The sequence below is a fragment of the Pseudomonas sp. N-1-13 genome (genome assembly GCF_057787095.1).
This window is the reverse complement of sequence record NZ_JBYNRI010000001.1, coordinates 4780572-4803078: the sequence shown is the minus strand read 5'-3', so window position 1 is coordinate 4803078 and position 22507 is coordinate 4780572. Positions and strand designations below refer to the sequence as shown.

At 61.7% G+C, this 22507-nt stretch carries 19 protein-coding genes; 16 read left to right on the top strand and 3 right to left on the bottom strand.

The features are described from left to right. The first annotated feature begins 143 nt into the window (after positions 1 to 143). From mraZ to lpxC, 16 genes are all read left to right on the top strand, one after another. Positions 144 to 599, top strand: coding sequence for a division/cell wall cluster transcriptional repressor MraZ (mraZ, locus tag AC3I65_RS21505; protein WP_003205355.1), 456 nt, complete (start codon positions 144 to 146; stop codon positions 597 to 599). After that, complete coding sequence (gene rsmH / locus AC3I65_RS21500; protein WP_047228811.1) at positions 596 to 1543, top strand: 16S rRNA (cytosine(1402)-N(4))-methyltransferase RsmH; 948 nt, start codon at positions 596 to 598, stop codon at positions 1541 to 1543. The genes mraZ and rsmH overlap by 4 nt, the downstream gene beginning before the upstream one ends. Beyond that, positions 1540 to 1833: a cell division protein FtsL gene (gene ftsL, locus AC3I65_RS21495; RefSeq protein WP_047228812.1), complete on the top strand. Its 294-nt coding sequence runs from the start codon at positions 1540 to 1542 to the stop codon at positions 1831 to 1833. Before rsmH ends, ftsL begins: the two co-directional genes overlap by 4 nt. Then, a complete protein-coding gene (locus AC3I65_RS21490; RefSeq protein ID WP_172833814.1) occupies positions 1833 to 3572 on the top strand; it encodes a peptidoglycan D,D-transpeptidase FtsI family protein in 1740 nt (579 codons plus the stop codon). Before ftsL ends, AC3I65_RS21490 begins: the two co-directional genes overlap by 1 nt. Further along, positions 3572 to 5035: a UDP-N-acetylmuramoyl-L-alanyl-D-glutamate--2,6-diaminopimelate ligase gene (locus AC3I65_RS21485; RefSeq protein WP_107321908.1), complete on the top strand. Its 1464-nt coding sequence runs from the start codon at positions 3572 to 3574 to the stop codon at positions 5033 to 5035. The genes AC3I65_RS21490 and AC3I65_RS21485 overlap by 1 nt, the downstream gene beginning before the upstream one ends. Next, positions 5028 to 6395 carry a UDP-N-acetylmuramoyl-tripeptide--D-alanyl-D-alanine ligase gene (locus AC3I65_RS21480; protein ID WP_076383609.1) on the top strand — a complete coding sequence of 456 codons (1368 nt, stop codon included), beginning with the start codon at positions 5028 to 5030 and terminating at the stop codon, positions 6393 to 6395. Before AC3I65_RS21485 ends, AC3I65_RS21480 begins: the two co-directional genes overlap by 8 nt. Next, positions 6395 to 7477, top strand: a complete 1083-nt coding sequence (mraY, locus tag AC3I65_RS21475) for a phospho-N-acetylmuramoyl-pentapeptide-transferase (RefSeq protein ID WP_047228816.1) — start codon at positions 6395 to 6397, stop codon at positions 7475 to 7477. Before AC3I65_RS21480 ends, mraY begins: the two co-directional genes overlap by 1 nt. Before the next feature lie 5 nt (positions 7478 to 7482). Then, entirely contained in the window at positions 7483 to 8829 is a 1347-nt protein-coding gene (gene murD / locus AC3I65_RS21470; protein WP_076383610.1) for a UDP-N-acetylmuramoyl-L-alanine--D-glutamate ligase, read from the top strand. Further along, positions 8826 to 10043 carry a putative lipid II flippase FtsW gene (gene ftsW / locus AC3I65_RS21465; RefSeq protein WP_047228818.1) on the top strand — a complete coding sequence of 406 codons (1218 nt, stop codon included), beginning with the start codon at positions 8826 to 8828 and terminating at the stop codon, positions 10041 to 10043. Before murD ends, ftsW begins: the two co-directional genes overlap by 4 nt. Beyond that, positions 10033 to 11103 (top strand): undecaprenyldiphospho-muramoylpentapeptide beta-N-acetylglucosaminyltransferase, encoded by a 1071-nt coding sequence (gene murG / locus AC3I65_RS21460; RefSeq protein WP_107321911.1) that lies wholly within the window; start codon positions 10033 to 10035, stop codon positions 11101 to 11103. The genes ftsW and murG overlap by 11 nt, the downstream gene beginning before the upstream one ends. Beyond that, positions 11096 to 12556, top strand: a complete 1461-nt coding sequence (gene murC / locus AC3I65_RS21455) for a UDP-N-acetylmuramate--L-alanine ligase (RefSeq protein ID WP_107321912.1) — start codon at positions 11096 to 11098, stop codon at positions 12554 to 12556. The genes murG and murC overlap by 8 nt, the downstream gene beginning before the upstream one ends. Next, complete coding sequence (locus tag AC3I65_RS21450; RefSeq protein ID WP_488524143.1) at positions 12553 to 13518, top strand: D-alanine--D-alanine ligase; 966 nt, start codon at positions 12553 to 12555, stop codon at positions 13516 to 13518. The genes murC and AC3I65_RS21450 overlap by 4 nt, the downstream gene beginning before the upstream one ends. A 2-nt stretch (positions 13519 to 13520) precedes the next feature. Then, positions 13521 to 14387, top strand: a complete 867-nt coding sequence (locus AC3I65_RS21445; protein WP_047228822.1) for a cell division protein FtsQ/DivIB — start codon at positions 13521 to 13523, stop codon at positions 14385 to 14387. Positions 14388 to 14402: 15 nt separating this feature from the next. Then, a complete protein-coding gene (gene ftsA / locus AC3I65_RS21440; RefSeq protein WP_076383614.1) occupies positions 14403 to 15662 on the top strand; it encodes a cell division protein FtsA in 1260 nt (419 codons plus the stop codon). Between the two features lie 100 nt (positions 15663 to 15762). Beyond that, a complete protein-coding gene (gene ftsZ / locus AC3I65_RS21435) occupies positions 15763 to 16956 on the top strand; it encodes a cell division protein FtsZ (protein WP_047228824.1) in 1194 nt (397 codons plus the stop codon). A 112-nt stretch (positions 16957 to 17068) separates the two neighbouring features. Next, complete coding sequence (gene lpxC / locus AC3I65_RS21430; protein ID WP_030139673.1) at positions 17069 to 17980, top strand: UDP-3-O-acyl-N-acetylglucosamine deacetylase; 912 nt, start codon at positions 17069 to 17071, stop codon at positions 17978 to 17980. Between the two features lie 748 nt (positions 17981 to 18728). Here the strand turns inward: lpxC and AC3I65_RS21425 are convergent. The 3 genes from AC3I65_RS21425 to AC3I65_RS21415 form a co-directional block, all read right to left on the bottom strand. Further along, on the bottom strand, positions 18729 to 20225 hold the full coding sequence (locus tag AC3I65_RS21425) for a sensor domain-containing diguanylate cyclase (protein ID WP_316913249.1): 1497 nt from the start codon (positions 20223 to 20225) through the stop codon (positions 18729 to 18731). Positions 20226 to 20470: 245 nt separating this feature from the next. Further along, positions 20471 to 21838 carry a heavy metal sensor histidine kinase gene (locus tag AC3I65_RS21420; protein ID WP_488524142.1) on the bottom strand — a complete coding sequence of 456 codons (1368 nt, stop codon included), beginning with the start codon at positions 21836 to 21838 and terminating at the stop codon, positions 20471 to 20473. Further along, positions 21835 to 22506: a heavy metal response regulator transcription factor gene (locus tag AC3I65_RS21415; protein WP_047228825.1), complete on the bottom strand. Its 672-nt coding sequence runs from the start codon at positions 22504 to 22506 to the stop codon at positions 21835 to 21837. Before AC3I65_RS21415 ends, AC3I65_RS21420 begins: the two co-directional genes overlap by 4 nt. Position 22507: the final 1 nt, after the last annotated feature.

The following is a 22507-nucleotide window of genomic DNA, read 5'->3' as shown; positions in this document are numbered from 1 at the left end:
AATCTCCGATCTATAAGGCTTTTCCTTCACTCCGCGCCTTGACGGTGCGGTGGGCGCATTCCTATAGTGTGCGCAAGTGGCGGAAAGTGGCATGAAGTGGGTTTTTTGAGCGTAAAACGCAAAATTTTTGGAGAAACGCTGACGTGTTTCGCGGAGCTAACGCTATCAGTCTCGATGCAAAGGGCCGTCTCGCCATGCCGAGCCGGTACCGTGACGAGCTCGTTTCGCGTAGTTCCGGGCAGTTAATCGTCACGATCGACGCCGTTGACCCATGTTTGTGTGTTTACCCTCTTGATGAGTGGGAAATCATCGAAACCAAACTGCGCGCACTGCCTTCACTGCGTGAAGAAAACCGCCGCCTGCAACGCTTGCTGATCGGTAACGCCGTCGACCTCGAACTCGACGGCAGCGGTCGTTTCCTGGTTCCGCCGCGCCTGCGCGAATACGCCAAGCTGGACAAGCGCGCGATGCTGGTGGGCCAACTGAACAAGTTCCAACTGTGGGACGAAGATGCCTGGAATGCGGTCTCTGCCGCTGACCTTGCTGCTATTCAACAACCGGGCGCCATGCCTGATGAACTGCGTGATTTGATCCTGTGACTATTGATAGCGGCTTTAACCACATCACCGTACTGCTTGACGAAGCCGTCGAGGCTCTCGCCGTACGTCCTGATGGCTGCTATCTGGATGGCACGTTCGGGCGCGGCGGGCATAGCCGGCTGATCCTCAGCAAGCTCGGTCCGGACGGTCGGCTGCTGGGGTTCGACAAGGATCCTCAGGCGATTGCCACCGGGCAAGCGCTAGCGGCCGAAGACGGCCGCTTTGTCGTTGTGCAGCGCAGCTTTGCGGAGCTGGGATCGGAAGTCGCCCAGCGTGGCCTGGCTGGCAAAGTCAGTGGCGTCTTGCTTGACCTGGGCGTGTCTTCGCCGCAGTTGGACGACCCTGAGCGCGGCTTCAGTTTTCTCAATGATGGCCCGCTGGACATGCGCATGGATCCGTCCCGCGGAATCAGCGCCGCCGAATTCGTCAATACCGCTGCGGTGGAAGAAATCGCCCGTGTTTTCAAGGAATACGGCGAAGAACGTTTTTCCGGTCGCATGGCCCGTGCCGTGGTTGAGCGTCGCGATATCAAACCGTTCGAGCGCACCGGCGACCTGGCCGAAGTGCTGAAAGTCGCCAACCCGGCATGGGAGAAGGGCAAGAACCCGGCTACCCGGGCTTTCCAGGGTTTGCGCATCCACGTCAATAATGAACTGGGTGATCTGGAGGCCGGCCTTGAGGCGGCACTTGAAGCACTTGAGGTCGGCGGGCGACTGGTGGTGATCAGCTTCCATTCCCTGGAAGACCGTATCGTCAAACTGTTCATGCGCAAGCTCACCAAGGGTGAGGCCGATAACCTGCCGCGCAACCTGCCGGTGCGTTTCGAAGCCTTCGTGCCGAAAATCAAGATTCATGGCAAGGCGCAGTTCGCCTCCGAGGCTGAACTCAAGGCCAACCCGCGTGCCCGTAGCGCCGTCATGCGTGTTGCGGAGAAGTTGCGGTGAGCAAGCTCTTCGCCAAGCCCCTGCCTGGCGGCAGCTTTTTCATGCTGCTGTTGTTTATCGGCGTGCTCGTGTCGGCCATCGCCGTGTCCTACAGCGCGCACTGGAACCGGCAGTTGCTCAACACCCTTTACAGCGAACTGAGCGTGCGCGACAAGGCCCAGGCCGAGTGGGGCCGGTTGATCCTGGAGCAGAGCACCTGGACCGCCCATAGCCGCATCGAAGTACTGGCGACCGAACAGCTGAAAATGCGCATTCCCGGGGCTGCCGAAGTGCAGATGGTGGCGCCATGATGAAGCTCGAAGGGGCACTCTTTCCGTGGCGCTTCCGCCTGGTCCTGGGCCTGCTCGGGATCATGGTGGCGGCCATCGTCTGGCGGATCATCGATCTGCAAGTGGTCGACCGTGACTTCCTCAAAGAGCAGGGTGATGCCCGTAGCATGCGGCACATCCCGATCCCGGCTCACCGTGGCCTGATCACCGACCGCAATGGCGAACCGTTGGCTGTGAGCACCCCGGTGACTACCCTGTGGGCAAACGCCAAGGAAATGCAGCAGGCCAAGGAAAAGTGGCCGGCCCTGGCCGTCGCCCTTGGCCAGGACCCCAAGGCCCTGGCCGAACGCCTTGAAGCCCAGGCCAGCAAAGAATTCATCTATCTGGTGCGCGGGTTGACGCCCGAGCAAGGCCAGAGGGTGCTCGACCTGAAAGTGCCGGGCGTCTACGGCATCGAAGAGTTCCGGCGTTTCTACCCGGCCGGTGAAGTGACCGCCCACATGGTCGGCTTTACGGACATCGACGACCGGGGGCGAGAAGGGGTCGAGTTGGCCTACGACGAATGGCTCGCCGGGGTTCCCGGCAAGCGTCAGGTCATCAAGGATCGGCGTGGCAGGCTGATCAAGGATGTCCAGGTCACCAAAAACGCCAAGGCCGGCAAGCCCTTGGCGTTGTCCATTGATCTGCGCCTGCAATATCTGGCCAACCGTGAGCTGCGCAATGCCATCGTCGAGAACGGTGCCAAGGCCGGCAGCCTGGTGATTCTCGACGTGAAGACCGGCGAGATCCTGGCCATGGTCAACCAGCCCACCTATAACCCGAACAATCGCCGCAACCTGCAACCGGCGATGATGCGCAACCGCGCGATGATCGACGTGTTCGAACCGGGCTCGACCATGAAAGCCGTTTCCATGGCGGCGGCTCTGGAAACCGGGCGCTGGAAGCCGGGGGATACGGTCGAGGTGTATCCGGGCACTTTGCAGATCGGCAAGTACACCATTCGGGACGTCTCCAAGACCGAAGGTCCGGTGCTTGACCTGACCGGCATCCTGATCAACTCCAGTAACGTGGGCATGAGCAAGATCGCCTTCGATATCGGTGGGGAAACGATTTACCGTCTTGCCCAGAAAATCGGTCTTGGCCAGGGCACTGGCCTGGGCTTTCCTGGCGAGCGGGTCGGCAATCTGCCGAACTACCGTGAGTGGCGCAAGGCCGAAACGGCCACGTTGTCATACGGCTACGGTGTTTCCGTGACCGCGATCCAGTTGGCCCACGCGTTTTCGGTGCTGGCCAACAACGGCCGCATGACACCGCTGTCATTGATCAAAACCGACAAGGCCCCGGAGGCTACTCAGGTCATTCCGGAGGACGTCGCCAAGACCATGCAAGGCATGCTGCAACAGGTGATCGAAGCGCCGCGTGGGGTGTACCGCGCCCAGGTGCCGGCCTATCACGTGGGCGGCAAGTCGGGTACGGCCCGCAAAACCTCCGCGGGCGTCAAGGGCTATGCCGAGAATTCCTACCGTTCGCTGTTCGCCGGTTTCGGCCCGATGAGCGACCCGCGCTACGCCGTCGTGGTGGTCATCGACGAACCGAGCAAGGCCGGTTATTTCGGGGGGCTGGTTTCGGCACCGGTGTTCAGCAAAGTGATGTCCGGCACCCTGCGCCTGATGAATATCACCCCGGATAACCTGCCGCCGACCCAGCAAGCCAATACCGCGCCGGTCGTACCCTTGAAAGCCGAAGGAGGGCGTGGCTGATGTCCCTGAGCCTGAACAAGATTTTTGCCCATGCCGGCCACGATCTGCTGATTCGCGAATTGGCCCTGGACAGCCGCCATGTGCGCGCCGGGGATCTGTTCCTGGCCGTACCGGGTGCCCGGTTCGACGGTCGCGCTCACATCGCCGACGCCTTGAAGCGCGGCGCGGCTGCCGTGGCTTATGAAGTCGACGGTGCGACCGTGCTACCGATCACTGATGTGCCGCTGATTCCGGTCAAGGGCCTGGCGGCCCAGTTGTCGGACATTGCCGGGCGTTTCTACGGCGACCCGAGTCGTCACTTGAACCTGATTGGCGTGACCGGCACCAACGGCAAGACCAGCGTTTCCCAACTGGTGGCCCAGGCCCTGGATCTGCTGGGTCAGCATTGCGGCATCGTCGGGACCTTGGGTAACGGATTCCACGGCGCGCTGGAGAGTGGCCTGCACACCACGCCGAACCCGATCGCCGTGCAAGCAACCCTGGCCGACCTGAAAAAGGCCGGAGCCAAGGCTGTGGCGATGGAAGTCTCTTCCCATGGCCTGGATCAGGGGCGCGTGACAGCCTTGGCGTTCGACGTCGCGGTATTGACCAACCTGTCGCGCGATCACCTGGATTACCACGGCACCATGCAGGCTTACGGCGAAGCAAAAGCCAGGTTGTTTGCCTGGAATGACTTGAAGTGCCGGGTCCTCAACCTTGACGACGCGTTCGGCCGGCAATTGGCCGCCGATAAGCGCGAGTCCCGGTTGATCACCTACAGCCTGGAAGATGCCAGCGCCTACCTTTATGTACGCCAGGCGCAATTCGATGACGAAGGCGTGCGCGCGACCTTGGTTACGCCCCAAGGCGAGCACCACCTGCGCAGCACCTTGTTGGGGCGTTTCAACCTGAGCAATGTGTTGGCCGCCGTGGGTGCCTTGCTTGGCCTGGACTACGCCCTGGATGAAATCCTCAAGGTCCTGCCCAAACTCGAAGGGCCGGCCGGACGTATGCAACGGCTGGGCGGCGGAACGCAACCGTTGGTGGTGGTCGATTACGCCCATACCCCGGATGCGTTGGACAAAGTTCTGATGGCCCTGCGGCCACACGCCAAGGGCAAGTTGCTGTGCCTGTTCGGCTGCGGCGGTGATCGTGACCGTGGCAAGCGTGCGCTGATGGCCGAAGTGGTGGAGCGCTTGGCCGACGGCGTAGTGGTCACCGACGACAATCCGCGCACCGAAGACCCGTCGCAGATTTTCGACGACATCCGCGCCGGCTTCTCGGCGGTGGATAACGTCACCTTCGTGGCCGGTCGCGGCCAGGCCATTGCCCAGTTGATCGCCGGTGCGTCGGCGGACGACGTCATTGTCCTGGCCGGTAAAGGCCATGAGGACTATCAGGAAATCAACGGCGAACGTCACGCATTTTCCGATTTGGTGGAAGCCGATCATGCCCTGACCGCGTGGGAGGTGGCCCATGCTTAAGGCTTTGAAGCTCAGCGAGCTGACGAATGTCCTGCAGGCGCGGCTGATCGCGGCTGACGCCAGTTTCGATGGGGTGAGCATCGACAGCCGGGCGATTGCCCCGGGGCAATTGTTCGTTGCCCTGGCCGGGCCGCGTTTTGACGGCCACGATTACCTGAACGACGTGGCCGCCAAAGGTGCGGTCGCGGCGCTGGTCGAGCGGGAAGTGACCAACAGCACGCTGGCGCAATTGCAGGTAAACGACACTCGCCAGGCCCTGGGCCAGCTCGGTGCATTGAACCGCGCCGCATACCGCAACCCGGTCGCGGCCATCACCGGCTCCAGTGGCAAGACCACGGTCAAGGAAATGCTCGCGAGCATTCTGCGTACCCGCGGTCCGGTGTTGGCGACCCGTGGCAACCTCAATAATGACCTGGGTGTACCCCTGACATTGCTGGAGCTGGCACCGCAACACAGTGCCGCGGTCATTGAGCTCGGTGCCTCGCGGCTCGGTGAGATCGCCTACACCGTGGGCATGACCAAACCTCACGTGGCCGTGATCAACAACGCCGGGACCGCCCACGTCGGTGAGTTCGGTGGTCCGGACAAAATCGTTGAGGCCAAGGGCGAGATTCTCGAGGGGCTGGATGCCGATGGCGTCGCCGTGCTGAATCTTGACGACAAGGCCTTCGAAATCTGGAAGACCCGGGCGGCTGGGCGCAAGGTCCTGACATTTGCCTTGAGCAATCTGGCGGCGAATTTTTACGCCAGCGACCTGGACCGCGATGCTCGCGGCTGCCCGGCCTTCAACCTGCACAGCCCCGACGGTGCAGAGCGGGTCCAGTTGAACCTGCTTGGCACCCATAACGTCGCCAACGCCCTGGCCGCTGCGGCCGCGGCCCATGCTTTGGGCGTGTCATTGCCGGGCATCGTGGCCGGCTTGAACGCGGTGCAACCGGTCAAGGGGCGTTCCGTTGCGCAATTGGCCAGCAACGGCATGCGCGTGATCGACGACACCTACAACGCCAACCCGACGTCCATGTGCGCCGCGGTCGATATCCTCGCCGGTTTCCCCGGCCGTACCGTGCTGGTGCTGGGAGATATCGGCGAGTTGGGCGAATGGGCGCAACAGGGGCATCACGATGTCGGCGCCTACGCGCGCGGCAAGGTCGATGCACTGTATGCCGTCGGCCCGATGATGGCCCATGCGGTGGCCGCGTTTGGCGAGCACGCACAGCATTTCAGCACTCAGGCCGAGTTGATTCAGGCCCTGAGCGCCGAGCAGGACCCGAACACCACCTTATTGATCAAGGGCTCACGCAGTGCCGCGATGGAAAACATCGTCGCGGCGCTGTGCGGTTCCCGTATGGAGAAACATTAATGCTGCTGCTGCTAGCGGAGTACCTGCAACAGTTCCACAAAGGCTTCGCGGTCTTCCAGTACCTGACCCTGCGCGGGATCCTGGGTGTGCTGACCGCGTTGTCGTTGTCGCTGTTCCTGGGCCCGTGGATGATCCGCACCTTGCAGAACCTGCAAATCGGTCAGTCGGTCCGCAACGACGGCCCGCAATCGCACCTGTCCAAATCCGGTACTCCAACCATGGGCGGCGCGCTGATCCTGTCGTCCATTGGCATCAGTACCGTGCTCTGGGCCGACCTGGCGAACCGGTATGTGTGGGTGGTATTGCTGGTGACCCTGTTGTTCGGCGCCATCGGCTGGGTCGACGACTACCGCAAGGTCATCGAGAAGAACTCCCGGGGGCTGCCGAGCCGCTGGAAGTATTTCTGGCAGTCGGTATTCGGCCTCGGCGCGGCGATCTTCCTTTATATGACCGCAGCCTCCCCGGTGGAAACCACCCTGATTCTGCCGATGCTCAAGGATTACAGCATCCCGCTGGGCGCAGGCTTCATCGTGCTGACCTACCTGGTGATCGTCGGCTCGAGCAACGCGGTCAACCTGACTGATGGCCTCGATGGCCTGGCGATCATGCCGACCGTGATGGTGGGCGGCGCGCTGGGGATCTTCTGCTACCTGTCGGGTAACGTGAAATTCGCTGAATACCTGCTGATCCCTTATGTGCCGGGGGCGGGCGAGCTGATCGTGTTCTGCGGTGCGCTGATCGGTGCCGGCCTGGGTTTCCTGTGGTTCAACACCTACCCGGCGCAGGTCTTCATGGGCGATGTCGGCGCGCTGGCGCTGGGCGCGGCCCTGGGCACCATCGCCGTCATCGTTCGCCAGGAAATCGTCCTGTTCATCATGGGCGGTGTGTTCGTGATGGAGACGCTGTCAGTCGTCATTCAGGTTGCTTCCTTTAAATTGACCGGCCGCCGGGTATTTCGCATGGCGCCGATCCACCACCACTTTGAACTCAAGGGCTGGCCCGAGCCGCGTGTGATTGTCCGTTTCTGGATCATCACCGTAATTCTGGTCCTGGTCGGCCTTGCCACCCTGAAGCTGAGGTAGAACGAGTGTCCCTGATCGCTTCTGACCACTTCCGCATCGTTGTCGGCCTCGGCAAGAGCGGCATGTCCCTGGTTCGCTTCCTGGCGAACCGGGGCGTGTCGTTTGCCGTGGCCGATACGCGGGAAAATCCACCTGAGCTGGCCACGCTGCGTCGTGACTACCCGCAGGTGGACGTGCGTTGTGGCGAGCTGGATGTCGAGTTCCTGTGCCGCGCCGACGAGCTCTACGTGAGCCCCGGCCTTGCGCTGGCAACCCCGGCCTTGCAGGCCGCCGCCGCCCGTGGCGTGAAGTTGTCCGGTGACATCGAGCTGTTCGCCCGTCACGCCAAGGCGCCGATCATCGCCATCAGCGGCTCCAACGCCAAAAGCACCGTCACCACCCTGGTGGGTGAAATGGCTGCGGCGGCCGGTAAGCGGGTTGCCGTGGGTGGCAACCTGGGAACCCCGGCGCTGGATCTGCTCAGTGATGACGTCGAGCTGTACGTGATGGAGTTGTCGAGCTTCCAGCTTGAAACCACCGACCACTTGGGCGCCGAAGTGGCGACCGTGCTCAACATCAGCGAAGACCACATGGACCGCTATAGCGGCCTGCCGGCTTATCACCTGGCCAAGCACCGGATTTTCCGGGGGGCTCGGCAGGTAGTGTTCAACCGTCAGGACGCCCTGACTCGTCCGTTGCTGGGCGAGGGCATGCCATGCTGGTCCTTCGGCCTCGGTGTGCCGGATTTCAAAGGCTTCGGGTTGCGCGAAGAGAATGGCGAGAAATACCTGGCCTTCGAATTCCAGAACCTGATGCCGGTGCGCGAGCTGAAGATCCGCGGTGCCCACAACCAGGCCAATGCCCTGGCGGCGCTGGCCCTGGGACATGCGGTCGGTCTGCCGTTCGACGCCATGCTGTCGGCCCTGCGCACGTTTGCCGGGCTCGAGCACCGCTGCCAGTGGGTTCGCGATCTTGACGGGGTGGCCTGGTACAACGATTCCAAGGCCACCAACGTGGGTGCCGCGCTGGCTGCCATCGAGGGCCTGGGCGCGGACATCGAAGGCAAGCTCGTGCTGATCGCCGGCGGCGACGGCAAGGGTGCCGACTTCAAGGACCTGCGCGATCCGGTGGCGGCCAACTGCCGGGCCGTGGTGCTGATGGGGCGTGATCGCGAATTGATCGCCCAGGCCCTCGGCGACGGCGTGCCGCTGGTTCGCGTCGCTTCGCTGGACGAAGCGGTGCAGCAATGCCGCGCCCTCGCACAGTCGGGCGATGCCGTGCTGTTGTCGCCGGCCTGCGCCAGTTTCGACATGTTCAAGAACTACGAAGAGCGCGGGCAGTTGTTCGCCCGGGCCGTGGAGGGCTTGGCATGAACCTGATGAACATCATCAAGCCATACCCATCCCCGCTGATCACCGGGCGCGGCATCGACCTGGATTTCCCGATGCTTGTCGGTTGCCTGGCGCTGCTGGGCCTGGGCCTGGTGATGATCACTTCCGCATCGTCGGAAGTGGCTGCCGTGCAATCGGGCAACACCCTTTATCACATGATTCGTCACCTGATTTACCTGGTGATCGGTTTGGTCGCGTGCATTGTCACCATGATGGTGCCGATCGCCACCTGGCAACGCCTGGGCTGGATGATGTTGCTCGGTGCCTTTGGTCTGTTGGTGATGGTGCTGTTGCCGGGCATCGGTCGCGAGGTCAACGGCTCGATGCGCTGGATCGGCTTCAGCTTCTTCAACGTACAGCCTTCGGAAATCGCCAAGGTCTTCGTGGTGATCTACCTCGCCGGGTATCTGGTGCGTCGTCAGAAAGAAGTGCGCGAGAGCTGGATGGGTTTTTTCAAGCCGTTCATTGTGTTGCTGCCGATGGCCGGCCTGCTGCTGATGGAGCCGGATTTCGGCGCCACGGTGGTGATGATGGGGGCCGCAGCGGCGATGTTGTTCCTCGGCGGTGTCGGGCTGTTTCGCTTCACCCTGATGGTGGCTCTGGCGGTCGGCGCGGTGACGGTGCTGGTGCAGGCGCAACCTTACCGGATGGCGCGTCTGATCACGTTTACCGACCCGTGGGCCGACCAGTTCGGTTCCGGTTATCAATTGACCCAGGCCCTGATCGCCTTCGGTCGCGGCGAATGGCTGGGCGTAGGCCTGGGCAACAGCGTGCAGAAGCAGTTCTATCTGCCCGAAGCCCATACCGACTTCGTGTTCTCGGTATTGGCCGAAGAACTGGGCGTGGTCGGTTCGCTGCTCACCGTCGGGTTGTTCGTATTTGTCTGTGTGCGCGGCATGTACATCGGTTTGTGGGCCGAGCGGGCCAAGCAGTATTTCGCCGCGTACGTGGCGTATGGCTTGTCGTTCCTGTGGATCGGTCAGTTCCTGATCAACATCGGCGTGAACGTCGGCCTGTTGCCAACCAAAGGCCTGACGCTGCCGTTCCTCAGTTACGGCGGCAGTTCCCTGGTGATTTGCTGTGCCTGTCTGGGCTTGTTGTTGCGCATCGAATGGGAGAGTCGAACCCACCTGGGCAGCGAAGAGATGGAATTCCAGGAGAGCGACTTCGCCGAGGAGCCGACTCATGGGCGCTAACGTGCTGATCATGGCCGGCGGAACCGGTGGGCATGTGTTCCCGGCGCTGGCCTGTGCCCGGGAGTTCCAGGCGCGCGGTTACACCGTGCACTGGCTGGGCACGCCACGGGGCATCGAAAACGAGCTGGTGCCCGCCGCCGGCCTGGAACTGCACCGGATCAGCGCCAGCGGCCTGCGGGGCAAAGGCAAGTTGTCGCTGCTCAAGGCGCCGCTGATGCTGCTCAAGTCGATCTGGCAGGCCCGGGCGATCATTCGTCGGTTGCGGCCGGTATGCGTGGTGGGCTTTGGTGGTTATGTGACCGGTCCTGGCGGTGTCGCGGCAAAACTGGCCGGTGTGCCGGTTATCGTTCACGAGCAGAACGCCGTGGCCGGTACCGCCAATCGGTTACTGGTGCCGTTGGCCGCTCGAGTCTGTGAAGCCTTTCCCGACACCTTTACCCTGTCGGGCAGCCGTCGTACCACCGGTAACCCGGTGCGTACCGAGCTGTTCCTCGATACACCGCGCCCGGCCCTGGCCGGACGCAAGGCGCGTTTGCTGATCCTGGGCGGAAGCCTGGGGGCGGAGCCGTTGAACAAATTGCTGCCCGAAGCCTTGTCGCAGGTCGCTCCCGAACTGCGGCCCGAGGTGTTTCACCAGGCCGGCAAAAACCACGATGAAGTCACCGCCGAGCGCTACCGCGCCGCAGGCGTCGAGGCGCAAGTGCAGCCTTTCATCAAAGACATGGCCCAAGCCTATGGCTGGGCCGACCTGGTGGTCTGCCGCGCAGGCGCGTTGACCATCAGCGAACTGGCCGCCGCCGGTCTGCCCTCGATGCTGGTGCCTTTGCCCCACGCCATCGACGACCACCAGACCCGCAACGCCGATTATTTGGCCCGTGAAGGCGCTGCCTTCCTGATGCCGCAAAGAACGACTGGTGCCGCGGATCTTGCCGCGCGCCTGACAGAGGTTTTGATGCAACCGCAAACAATCGAAGACATGGCCCGCGCCGCCCGTCGCCTGGCCAAACCCGACGCCACGGTTCAAGTGGTCGATACCTGCCTGGAGGTGGCCCATGGTTGAGAATCGCAAAGCCATGCCGCAACCGGAAATGCGCCGTATCCGCCGCATCCATTTCGTCGGTATCGGCGGCGTGGGCATGTGCGGGATCGCCGAAGTGTTGCTGAACCTGGGCTATGAGGTTTCCGGTTCCGACCTGAAAGCCTCGCCGGTTACCGAGCGCCTGGAATCCTTTGGCGCGCAGATTTTCATCGGCCACCGTGCCGAGAACGCCGCCAACGCTGATGTGCTGGTGGTCTCCAGCGCCGTGAACACCTCCAACCCGGAAGTTGCGACCGCCCTGGAACGGCGCATTCCCGTGGTGCCGCGTGCCGAGATGCTGGCCGAACTGATGCGTTATCGCCACGGCATCGCCGTTGCCGGTACCCATGGCAAGACCACCACCACCAGCCTGATCGCCTCGGTGTTCGCTGCCGGTGGCCTGGACCCGACTTTCGTGATCGGCGGTCGTCTGAATGCCGCGGGCACCAATGCCCAGCTGGGCACCAGCCGTTACCTGATCGCCGAAGCCGACGAAAGCGATGCGAGCTTCTTGCACCTGCAGCCGCTGGTGGCCGTGGTCACCAACATCGACGCCGACCACATGGCGACCTACGACGGTGACTTCAACAAACTGAAGAAAACCTTCGTCGAGTTCCTCCACAACCTGCCGTTCTACGGTTTGGCAGTGGTGTGCCTGGACGATCCGGTGGTGCGCGAGATCCTGCCGCTGATCAAGCGCCCGACCGTGACCTACGGTTTTGGCGAAGAAGCTGACGTGCGCGCCATCAACGTACGCCAGCAGGGCATGCAGACGTTCTTCACTGTGCTGCGCCCTGACCGCGAGCCGCTGGATGTGTCGGTGAACATGCCGGGCAACCACAACGTGCTCAATGCCCTGGCCACCATTTGCATCGCCACCGACGAAGGTGTCAGTGACGAAGCCATTGTCCAGGGCCTGTCCGGGTTCCAGGGCGTGGGACGACGTTTCCAGGTCTACGGCGAACTGCCGGTGGACGGCGGCAACGTGATGCTGGTGGACGATTACGGCCACCACCCGACCGAAGTCGCGGCGGTGATCAAGGCCGTGCGCGGTGGCTGGCCGGAGCGTCGCCTGGTGATGGTCTACCAGCCGCACCGCTACAGCCGTACCCGCGACCTGTACGACGATTTCGTCCAGGTTTTGGCCGACGCCAATGTGCTGCTGCTGATGGAAGTCTATCCGGCCGGCGAGGAGCCGATCCCAGGTGCCGACAGCCGTCAGCTGTGCCACAGCATTCGCCAACGCGGTCAGTTGGACCCGATCTACATCGAGCGCGGCGTGGACCTCGCACCGCTGGTCAAACCGCTGCTGCGCGCTGGCGACATCCTGCTGTGCCAAGGCGCCGGTGACATCGGTGGCCTGGCCCCGAAACTGTTGAAAAGTCCGTTATTCGCCGGGGCAATCGTGGCATCCAGCGAGGGGAAACTGAAATGACTGCTGCCTACGCCAACCTGGTTTCGACCCTGGACCCGAAAGCCTTCGGCCGCGTCGCCGTGCTGTTCGGCGGCAAGAGCGCCGAGCGCGAAGTGTCCCTCAAGTCTGGCAACGCCGTGCTGCAAGCCCTGCAAAGTGCCGGTGTCGACGCGTTCGGCATCGACGTAGGCGACGACTTTTTGCAGCGCCTGCTGAACGAAAAAATCGACCGCGCGTTCATCATTCTTCATGGCCGCGGCGGCGAAGACGGCAGCATGCAGGGCCTGCTCGAATGCCTGGGTATTCCCTACACCGGCAGCGGCATCCTGGCGTCTGCCTTGGCCATGGACAAACTGCGCACCAAGCAGGTCTGGCACAGTCTCGGCATTCCCACGCCCCGTCACGCCGTGCTGGCATCCGAGGCCGATTGTATTTCGGCGGCCACGGAACTGGGCTTCCCTTTGATCGTCAAACCGGCCCATGAAGGTTCAAGTATCGGCATGGCGAAAGTGACTTCGCTGCCTGAGTTGACCGCGGCATGGAAAGACGCCAGTTCCTACGATTCGCAAGTGTTGGTCGAGCAGTGGATCACCGGTCCCGAGTTCACCATCGCCACCCTGCGTGACCAGGTGTTGCCCCCGATTGCCCTGGGCACGCCGCACACGTTCTACGACTACGACGCCAAGTACGTGGCCAATGACACCCAGTACCGCATTCCATGCGGGCTGGACAGCGCCAAGGAAAAACAACTGATGGACCTCACGGCCAAGGCCTGTGAGGCGCTGGGTATTGCCGGTTGGGGCCGGGCGGACGTGATGCAGGACGCCGACGGGCAGTTCTGGTTCCTGGAAGTCAACACCGCCCCAGGCATGACCGATCACAGCCTGGTACCGATGGCGGCCCGTGCCGCCGGCCTGGATTTCCAGCAATTGGTGCTGTCGATCCTGGCCGCCAGTGTCGGCTCTCAAGAGCTAAGAGGTTAAGCATGCAAGGCGCATCGCTTCGTCATCAGCCATCCGCACCCGGTCGCAAGCCGGTGCCGCGGGGTGCCAGCCGAATGGTGGCCAAAGAGCCGATGTCGGCGCGCCTGCCGAAAGCCAACTTCGGTTTTCTCAAGAGTCTGTTCTGGCCGGTGTTGTTGGTGGCGTTGGGGTTCGGTACGTACGAAGGGGCTCAGCGGTTGCTGCCCTATGCGGATCGGCCGATCGCCCGGATCAATGTGCAGGGCGACCTGAGCTACATCAGTCAGCAAGCCGTGCAGCAGCGGATCGCCCCATTCGTGGCGTCGAGCTTCTTCACCATCGACCTGGCGGGCATGCGCAAGGAACTGGAGCAGATGCCCTGGATCGCCCATGCCGAAGTACGGCGGGTATGGCCTGACCAGGTATCGATCCGCCTGGAAGAACAACTGCCCGTGGCCCGCTGGGGCGACGAGTCGCTGTTGAACAACCAGGGCCAGGCGTTCACGCCACGGGAACTGGCCAACTACGAACATTTGCCACAACTGTTCGGTCCTCAGCGGGCCCAGCAGAAAGTAATGCAGCAGTACCAGGTGTTGAGTCAGATGTTGCGGCCGCTGGGCTTCTCCATCGCGCGCCTGGAGTTGCGTGAGCGCGGCAGCTGGTTCCTGACCACTGGCGCGGGCAGCTCGGGGCCGGGCATCGAGCTGCTGCTCGGGCGCGGCAACCAGGTGGAAAAGATGCGCCGCTTCATTGCCATCTATGACAAGACGCTCAAAGACCAGATTACGAACATCGCGCGCATCGATCTGCGCTACGCCAACGGCCTGGCTGTTGGCTGGCGGGAACCTGTAGCGCCCACGACGGCTGAACCCGCCGTCGCGAAGAATTAAGAAGAGGCAGGACCCATGGCAAACGTGCAAAGCGGAAAAATGATCGTCGGTCTGGATATCGGCACTTCCAAGGTGGTTGCGCTGGTAGGCGAGGTCGCGGACGACGGCACGCTGGTCATCGTCGGGATCGGTACCCACCCGTCCCGTGGCTTGAAAAAAGGCGTGGTGGTGAACATCGAGTCCACCGTGCAATCGATCCAGCGCGCCATTGAAGAAGCGCAGCTGATGGCCGGTTGCCGGATCCACTCAGCGTTTGTCGGTGTGGCAGGTAATCACATCCGCAGCCTGAACTCCCACGGCATCGTGGCGATTCGTGACCGTGAAGTCAGCTCCGCTGACCTTGAGCGCGTGCTCGACGCGGCGCAGGCCGTGGCGATCCCGGCCGACCAGCGTGTGCTGCACACCCTGCCGCAGGATTACGTGATCGATAACCAGGAAGGCGTGCGTGAGCCCCTGGGCATGTCCGGCGTGCGCCTGGAAGCCAAGGTCCACGTGGTGACCTGTGCCGTGAACGCCGCGCAGAACATCGAGAAATGCGTGCGCCGTTGCGGCCTGGAAATCGACGACATCATCCTCGAGCAACTGGCCTCGGCCTACTCGGTACTGACTGACGACGAGAAGGAACTGGGCGTGTGCCTGGTGGACATCGGCGGCGGCACCACCGACATCGCGATCTTCACCGAAGGCGCGATCCGCCACACGGCAGTGATCCCGATTGCCGGTGATCAGGTCACCAACGACATCGCCATGGCCTTGCGCACTCCGACCCAGTACGCCGAAGAAATCAAGATCCGCTACGCCTGCGCCCTGGCGAAACTGGCCGGTGCCGGTGAAACCATCAAAGTGCCAAGCGTTGGCGAACGTCCTCCGCGCGAGTTGTCCCGCCAGGCGTTGGCCGAAGTGGTCGAGCCGCGTTACGACGAGCTGTTCACGCTGATCCAGGCTGAGCTGCGTCGCAGTGGCTACGAAGACCTGATCCCGGCCGGCATCGTGCTGACCGGCGGTACGTCGAAGATGGAAGGCGCGGTCGAACTGGCCGAAGAGATTTTCCACATGCCGGTGCGCCTGGGCGTGCCCCATGGCGTCAAGGGCCTGGATGACGTGGTCCGCAACCCGATTTACTCCACCGGCGTGGGCCTGTTGATGTACGGCCTGCAGAAGCAGTCCGACGGGGTTTCGTTCTCGGGCATCGGCAGCCGCGACAGCTACAACAGCGACGAGCCGAAGGCGCCGCTTTTCGAGCGGCTCCAGGCTTGGGTGAAGGGCAATTTTTAGCAACAGGTTTAAAGCTTCAAGCGACGAGCCTCTGGCTTGGCACTGGAAGATGCAACAAACGCAGTAGGCGAAAAAACTAGAGAATGAAAGGAGAGGGAAAATGTTCGAACTCGTAGACAACATCCCCGCTAGCCCGGTTATCAAGGTAATCGGTGTCGGCGGTGGCGGCGGCAACGCTGTCAACCACATGGTCAAGAGCAACATCGAAGGCGTCGAATTCATTTGCGCCAACACTGATGCTCAAGCGCTGAAAAACATCGGCGCGCGAACCATCCTTCAACTGGGTACCGGCGTGACCAAGGGCCTGGGTGCCGGCGCCAATCCCGAGGTTGGCCGTCAGGCTGCCCTGGAAGACCGCGAGCGCATCGCTGAAGTCCTGGCTGGCACCAACATGGTGTTCATCACCACTGGCATGGGCGGCGGTACCGGTACCGGTGCGGCGCCGATCATCGCCGAAGTAGCCAAGGAAATGGGCATCCTCACCGTTGCGGTGGTGACCCGTCCGTTCCCGTTCGAAGGCCGCAAGCGCATGCAGATTGCCGATGAGGGCATCCGCGCGCTGAGCGAAAGCGTCGACTCGTTGATCACCATTCCCAACGAGAAGCTGCTGACCATCCTGGGTAAGGACGCAAGCCTGCTGTCGGCTTTCGCCAAGGCCGATGACGTACTGGCCGGTGCCGTTCGCGGTATCTCCGACATCATCAAGCGTCCAGGGATGATCAACGTCGACTTCGCCGACGTACGCACCGTGATGTCCGAAATGGGCATGGCGATGATGGGCACTGGCTGCGCCAGCGGTCCGAACCGTGCTCGCGAAGCTACCGAAGCGGCTATCCGCAACCCGTTGCTCGAAGACGTCAACCTGCAGGGCGCCCGTGGCATCCTGGTGAACATCACCGCCGGTCCGGACCTGTCCCTGGGCGAGTACTCCGACGTGGGTAGCATCATCGAAGCGTTCGCTTCGGACCACGCCATGGTCAAGGTCGGCACCGTGATCGATCCTGACATGCGTGACGAGTTGCACGTGACCGTGGTTGCCACTGGCCTGGGCGCGAAAATCGAGAAACCGATGAAGGTGATCGACAACACCGTTCAGACCTCCCTGGCATCGCAGCCGCAGCAACAAGCAGCCGCTCGTCAGGAACAACCCGCGGTGAACTACCGTGACCTGGACCGTCCGACCGTCATGCGCAACCAGGCTCAGGCCGGTGCTGCGACTGCCGCGAAGATGAATCCGCAAGACGATCTGGATTACCTGGACATCCCGGCATTCCTGCGTCGTCAGGCCGATTGATGAAATGTATCAGGGGGATACGGGTGATTGGTGTTCAGCAAAGGTCTGGTCTGCTATTATCGCCAGCCTTTGTTGATACCAGTTCGCAATTTGCGCTGAAGCGGCCCATGCCATGATTAAACAACGCACCCTGAAGAATATTATCCGTGCCACAGGTGTCGGCTTGCACTCCGGCGAGAAGGTCTACCTGACCCTCAAGCCCGCGCCTGTCGATACTGGCATCGTGTTTTGTCGTGCCGACCTCGACCCTGTGGTGCAGATCCCTGCTCGCGCGGAAAACGTTGGTGAAACCACTATGTCGACCACACTGGTCAACGGTGACACCAAAGTGGATACGGTGGAGCATTTGCTCTCGGCCATGGCTGGCCTGGGCATCGATAACGCCTACGTCGAGCTCTCCGCGTCCGAAGTCCCGATCATGGATGGCAGTGCCGGACCCTTCGTATTCCTGATTCAATCGGCTGGCCTGGAAGAGCAGGACGCAGCCAAGAAGTTCATCCGTATCCTGCGGGAAGTGACAGTGGAAGACGGCGACAAACGCGCCACTTTCGTGCCTTTCGAAGGTTTCAAGGTGAGCTTCGAGATCGATTTCGATCACCCGGTTTTCCGTGACCGCACCCAGAGTGCAAGCGTGGACTTTTCCAGCACTTCGTTCGTAAAAGAAGTCAGCCGCGCCCGTACCTTTGGTTTCATGAGTGACATCGAGTACCTGCGCAAGCACAACCTCGCACTCGGCGGCAGTGTTGAAAACGCGATCGTGGTTGATTCCGATGGTGTGTTGAACGAGGACGGCCTTCGTTATGAGGACGAATTCGTCAAGCACAAGATTCTCGATGCAATCGGCGACCTCTACCTGCTGGGCAATAGCCTGATTGGTGAGTTCAAAGGCTTCAAGTCCGGCCACGCGCTGAACAACCAGCTGCTGCGCAAGTTGATTGAGCAGAAAGATGCTTGGGAAGTCGTGACGTTCGAAGACGCCAGCACCGCACCAATCTCTTACATGCGCCCTGTAGCGGCCGTGTAAGCATAAAAACCTCTCTAGTTTTTAAAGGCTGCCTTCGGGTGGCCTTTTTTTATGGCTGCTTTCTGGGACGTTTGTGGCAATAGGGGGTAATGCTGTTTTTTCGGTTGGGTTGGTTGGGGTACATATCCGTTGCTGTGGTAACGGCTGCTTAGGGTTCCGCCCTTACCCCGCGAAGTCTCTTGCGGGTGTCACCAATCAGACCTGTTGGGCAGGACCTGTAGGAGCTCGCTCCCACATTTTTTTTGTGTCGTACCCAGATACCGTGAACGCCCGACACCCTGTGGGAGCGAGCCTGCTCGCGAAGGCGGCGTGTCAGTTTGCGGTGATGTTGGACGTACCGGGGTCATCGCGAGCAGGCTCGCTCCCACAATATTTTGTGTCGTACCCAGATACCGTGAACGCCCGAAAACCCTGTGGGAGCGAGCCTGCTCGCGAAGGCGGCGTGTCAGTTTGCGGTGATGTTGGACGTGCCGGGGTCATCGCGAGCAGGCTCGCTCCCACAGTATTTTGTGTCGTACCCAGATACCGTGAACGCCCGAAAACTCTGTGGGAGCGGGCTTGCTCGCGAAGGCGGTGGCTCAGCTATACAGATGCTCCTGCTTGTGCCCCGCTTTTGCTCTGCTTTTGATTTGATCTGGATGCCCCGTTAAAGCACGCAGGCCGGAGTGAGGGCATGCCGAGCCTGGGCGAGGTACCGAGGGGTGGGGGCAATGTACGGGACAACTACAGGGGCGGGGGCGGAGGTCCGTTACATCGCACAAACCACACGATTGCGCCCACTGGCCTTGGCCTGGTATAGCGCCTTGTCAGCAGCGAACATGAGCTGCTCGAGTTCGCCATAAGGTCCTTGGGCCCAGGTGGCAATGCCAATGCTGACGGTCATGGGGGCTGCGCCAGGAATGAAGGGGGGCAACTGTTCCACCGCTTCGCGAATGTTCTGGGCCATGGTAAAGGCTCCGGCGGTGGTGGTTTCCGGCAGTACCACCGCGAACTCCTCACCGCCGTAGCGCGCTGCCAGGTCGGCCGGTCGGCGGACATGCCTACCGATCAGATGCGCCAGGGTGCGCAAGGCCTCATCACCACTTGGGTGGCCGTGGCGATCGTTGAATGCCTTGAAGTGATCGGCATCGATCATCATGACTGACAGCGGTTGGCCCGAACGCTGGGCCCGCAGCCATTCCTGTTGCAGCGTTTCGTCCAGAGTCCGGCGGTTGGCCAGGCCCGTCAGCGAGTCGATGGACGCCAGTTGCGCCAGTTCCCGTTCAGCATGGTGGCGCCGCCTAAGTTCATGACGCAGCAGCCAGGTGAGCCAGAGCAAACCGATGCACAATGCCCCCGTAGCACCGCTGACCAGCAGCGCCGTGCGTTTCCAGGAGGCGAAGACTTCATCGGAGGAGAGCGCTACCACCACGATCAAAGGCAGGTCGCCCACTTGGGAGAAGGTGTACAGGCGCGGCTTCTGGTCCTGACCGGATACGCTGGTGAAGCTGCCGTTGCCTTCGCGCAGGATGCGCATGAAGTTCGGGCGGTTGCTGAAATCCTTGCCAATCAGGTCCTCGGCCAGGGGCGGCTCCTGGGCCAACAGAAAGCCTTCGCTGCTCACCAGATTGACTGTGCCGCCATGACCGATGTTCAGGCTCTTGAACAATTGGTTGAAATAGTTCAAGCGCATCGCGGCTTCCGCCACGCCCACGAACTCCCCTTGTTCGTCGTTTAGTCTGTAGCTGAAACTGATACGCCAGTCCTGCGCGGCACTTCTGGAGCGAAACGGGCGACTGATCATCATGCCCGGGCTTGGGTTATGGACATGGGACTGGAAGTATTCCCGGTCGGCGTAGTTGCCCTTTCGTGGCTCGATCGAGGCGGAGTCGGCGACTACATTGCCGCGCTTGTCGAGCAGCAGGATGTCGCCTTTATAGGGGGCGGCGGTGGCACGGTCGAAGAGGGCCAAGTGGCGAATCGTCGGCGAAACGTCTTTCAGGTCGTTGCGTTGGGCGGCGGCGACCAAACCTTGTAGCGACAGATCGTAGAGCTCCACGTTGCGCAGCACGTCGGCATCAATCAGTTGCACGATATTGGTCGCCGAACGTGTCGCGGCCTGTTGGGCAGCGGCGTATTCGCGGATCAGCAGGAAGGTCACGATGCTCAGGATGGCAATGACAACCAACGAACTGGCCAGTACGAGTACCCGTTCCGAGCGTATCGAAAACGGGGTATTGCCGGGTGTCGCACTGCTCGCGCTCATGGTTCCGATGTCTGCATTTGTCATGTGGCTGGGATCCGTCCCAAAGGGTTGCATAACCGGCAATGCACCAGATGCTGGCCTTTTGCTGATTGTGCTTGGATCGGTGAGAGCGGGCAATCAGTGTTCGCGCAATAACGCGTGAGCGCTGCCGAAGGCGCAGATCTTTTTACTTTGCTTGATATGGCTTTCATCCAGCATTCAATCGCCTGGAATTCATCCCAATACGATCTAAACAGCGTGGGGTGTCAGGCCGGCAAGCGGATCCCGAAGGTATTCACGCCCCGGTCACTGCGCACGAAGACATCCCCGCCGTGCATCAGCGCAATCGCCTTGACGATGGCCAGCCCCAACCCGTGGTTGGCGCCACTGTTGCTGCGGGAGGCATCTACCCGGTAGAACCGTTCGAACAGGCGTGGCAGGTGTTCATCGGCAATCGGTTCGCCGGGGTTGGTGACGGCGAGGGTGATCTGGTCGCCCAGGGCCTCGATGCGCACATTGATCACTTGCCCCGGGGCGGTGTGTCGCACCGCGTTGCTCAGCAGGTTGATCAGTGCGCGGCGCAGGTGGGCGATCTCGATGTTGGCCTGGGCGTCACCGCTGACCCTGACCTGGACCTGGGCGTCTTCAAGGATGAAGTCCAGGTAGTCGAGGGTGGTCGCCACTTCGCCGGCCAGGGAGGTGCTGGTGAGTTTGGTGGCTTTGTTGCCCTGGTCGGCGCTGGCGAGGAACAGCATGTCGTTGATGATCGAGCGCAGTCGCTCCAGCTCTTCGAGATTCGATTGCAGCACCTCGAAGTAATGTTCGGCCGAGCGCCCACGGGTCAGCGCCACCTGGGTCTGGCCGATCAGGTTGGTCAGGGGCGAGCGCAGTTCATGGGCGACGTCGGCGTTGAACGACTCCAGTCGCGAGTACGCCTGTTCGACCCGGTCGAGGGTGGCGTTGAAGGAACTGACGAATTGACTGAGCTCCGGAGCCAAGGGTGACAGCTGCAAGCGCCCGGACAAGCGCGGTGGTGTCAGGCGTCTGGCCTCATCGGACAGTTTGATCAGCGGCTTGAGGCCGATACGCGCTACCCAGTAGCCCAGCAAGGAGGCCAGGATCACCCCGACAATCGCCAAGCTCACCAGTGCCACTAGCAAATAGTGTTGGGTCTGGTAGAACGTCTGGGTGTCGATGCCGATCATGAAGCGCAACGGTGGACGCTGGTCCTTGGCCGGGAACTGGCTGACGAGCACTTTCATCGGGTATTGCTGGGCCGCCAGTTTCAGGTCGCGCTTGCCCAGCGAACCTTCGGCGAAGGCACGAATCTGTGGATCGGGGTTGCCATATTCAAAGCGTGGATCGCCACTGACGATCCAGAAGTGAATGCGTTTGTCTTCCTCTCCCAGCAGGCGCAACTTGTTATTGATCTTCACCCAATGCTCGGGTGTGCCGTAGCGGCCGACCATGGATTCGAGCACGCTGTAGCGCGCATCGAGTTCGGCTTCCGGCAACAGACCCAGACCCTTTTCGACTTGCTGGTACAAGGCCCCGCCGATCAACAGGAACACCAATGCCGCCACCAGCGTGAACATGCCGCTCAGGCGCAGGGCGATACTGTCAGGCAAAGTCACTCTCTGCTCTCCAGCACATAACCCATTCCACGAATCGTGTGCAGCAGTTTCTGTTCGAACGGCCCGTCGAGCTTGGCACGCAAGCGTTTGATGGCCACTTCCACCACATTGGCGTCGCTGTCGAAGTTGATGTCCCAGACCATTTCGGCAATGGCGGTTTTCGACAGTATTTCGCCCTGGCGACGTGCCAGGACGCTGAGCAGCGAGAACTCCTTGGCCGTCAGGTCCAGGCGTTGGCCTGCTCGGGTGGCCTTGCGGCTGATCAGGTCGATCCACAGGTCGGCGATGCTGACCTGCACCGGTTCATGACTGCCGCTGCGGCGGGTCAGGGCTTGCAGGCGGGCCACCAGCTCCAGGAAGGAGAACGGCTTGCCCAGGTAATCATCGGCGCCGTCTCGCAAGCCCTTGATGCGGTCTTCGACACGTTCACGAGCGGTGAGCATGATCACCGGCGTCTGTTTGCGGGCGCGCAGGGCCCGCAGCACGCCGAAGCCGTCCAGGCCTGGCAGCATGACGTCCAGCACGATCACCGCGTAGTCGCTTTCCAGCGCCAGGTGCAGCCCCTCGACGCCGTCCGGCGCCACATCTACGGTGTAGCCCTGTTCGCTCAGGCCGCGATGCAGATAGTCCGCGGTTTTTTCTTCGTCTTCGATGATCAGAACGCGCATG

Bases quoted from the DNA above. Each gene is read 5' to 3' on its own strand.
- AC3I65_RS21490 (WP_172833814.1), top strand. From the start codon at position 1,833: ATGAAGCTCGAAGGGGCACTCTTTCCGTGGCGCTTCCGCCTGGTCCTG.
- AC3I65_RS21450 (WP_488524143.1), top strand. From the start codon at position 12,553: ATGACTGCTGCCTACGCCAACCTGGTTTCGACCCTGGACCCGAAAGCC.
- murG (WP_107321911.1), top strand. From the start codon at position 10,033: ATGGGCGCTAACGTGCTGATCATGGCCGGCGGAACCGGTGGGCATGTG.
- AC3I65_RS21445 (WP_047228822.1), top strand. From the start codon at position 13,521: ATGCAAGGCGCATCGCTTCGTCATCAGCCATCCGCACCCGGTCGCAAG.
- AC3I65_RS21480 (WP_076383609.1), top strand. From the start codon at position 5,028: ATGCTTAAGGCTTTGAAGCTCAGCGAGCTGACGAATGTCCTGCAGGCG.
- mraY (WP_047228816.1), top strand. From the start codon at position 6,395: ATGCTGCTGCTGCTAGCGGAGTACCTGCAACAGTTCCACAAAGGCTTC.
- AC3I65_RS21425 (WP_316913249.1), bottom strand. From the start codon at position 20,225: ATGAGCGCGAGCAGTGCGACACCCGGCAATACCCCGTTTTCGATACGC.
- lpxC (WP_030139673.1), top strand. From the start codon at position 17,069: ATGATTAAACAACGCACCCTGAAGAATATTATCCGTGCCACAGGTGTC.
- murC (WP_107321912.1), top strand. From the start codon at position 11,096: ATGGTTGAGAATCGCAAAGCCATGCCGCAACCGGAAATGCGCCGTATC.
- ftsW (WP_047228818.1), top strand. From the start codon at position 8,826: ATGAACCTGATGAACATCATCAAGCCATACCCATCCCCGCTGATCACC.
- ftsA (WP_076383614.1), top strand. From the start codon at position 14,403: ATGGCAAACGTGCAAAGCGGAAAAATGATCGTCGGTCTGGATATCGGC.
- AC3I65_RS21415 (WP_047228825.1), bottom strand. From the start codon at position 22,506: ATGCGCGTTCTGATCATCGAAGACGAAGAAAAAACCGCGGACTATCTG.
- AC3I65_RS21485 (WP_107321908.1), top strand. From the start codon at position 3,572: ATGTCCCTGAGCCTGAACAAGATTTTTGCCCATGCCGGCCACGATCTG.
- ftsZ (WP_047228824.1), top strand. From the start codon at position 15,763: ATGTTCGAACTCGTAGACAACATCCCCGCTAGCCCGGTTATCAAGGTA.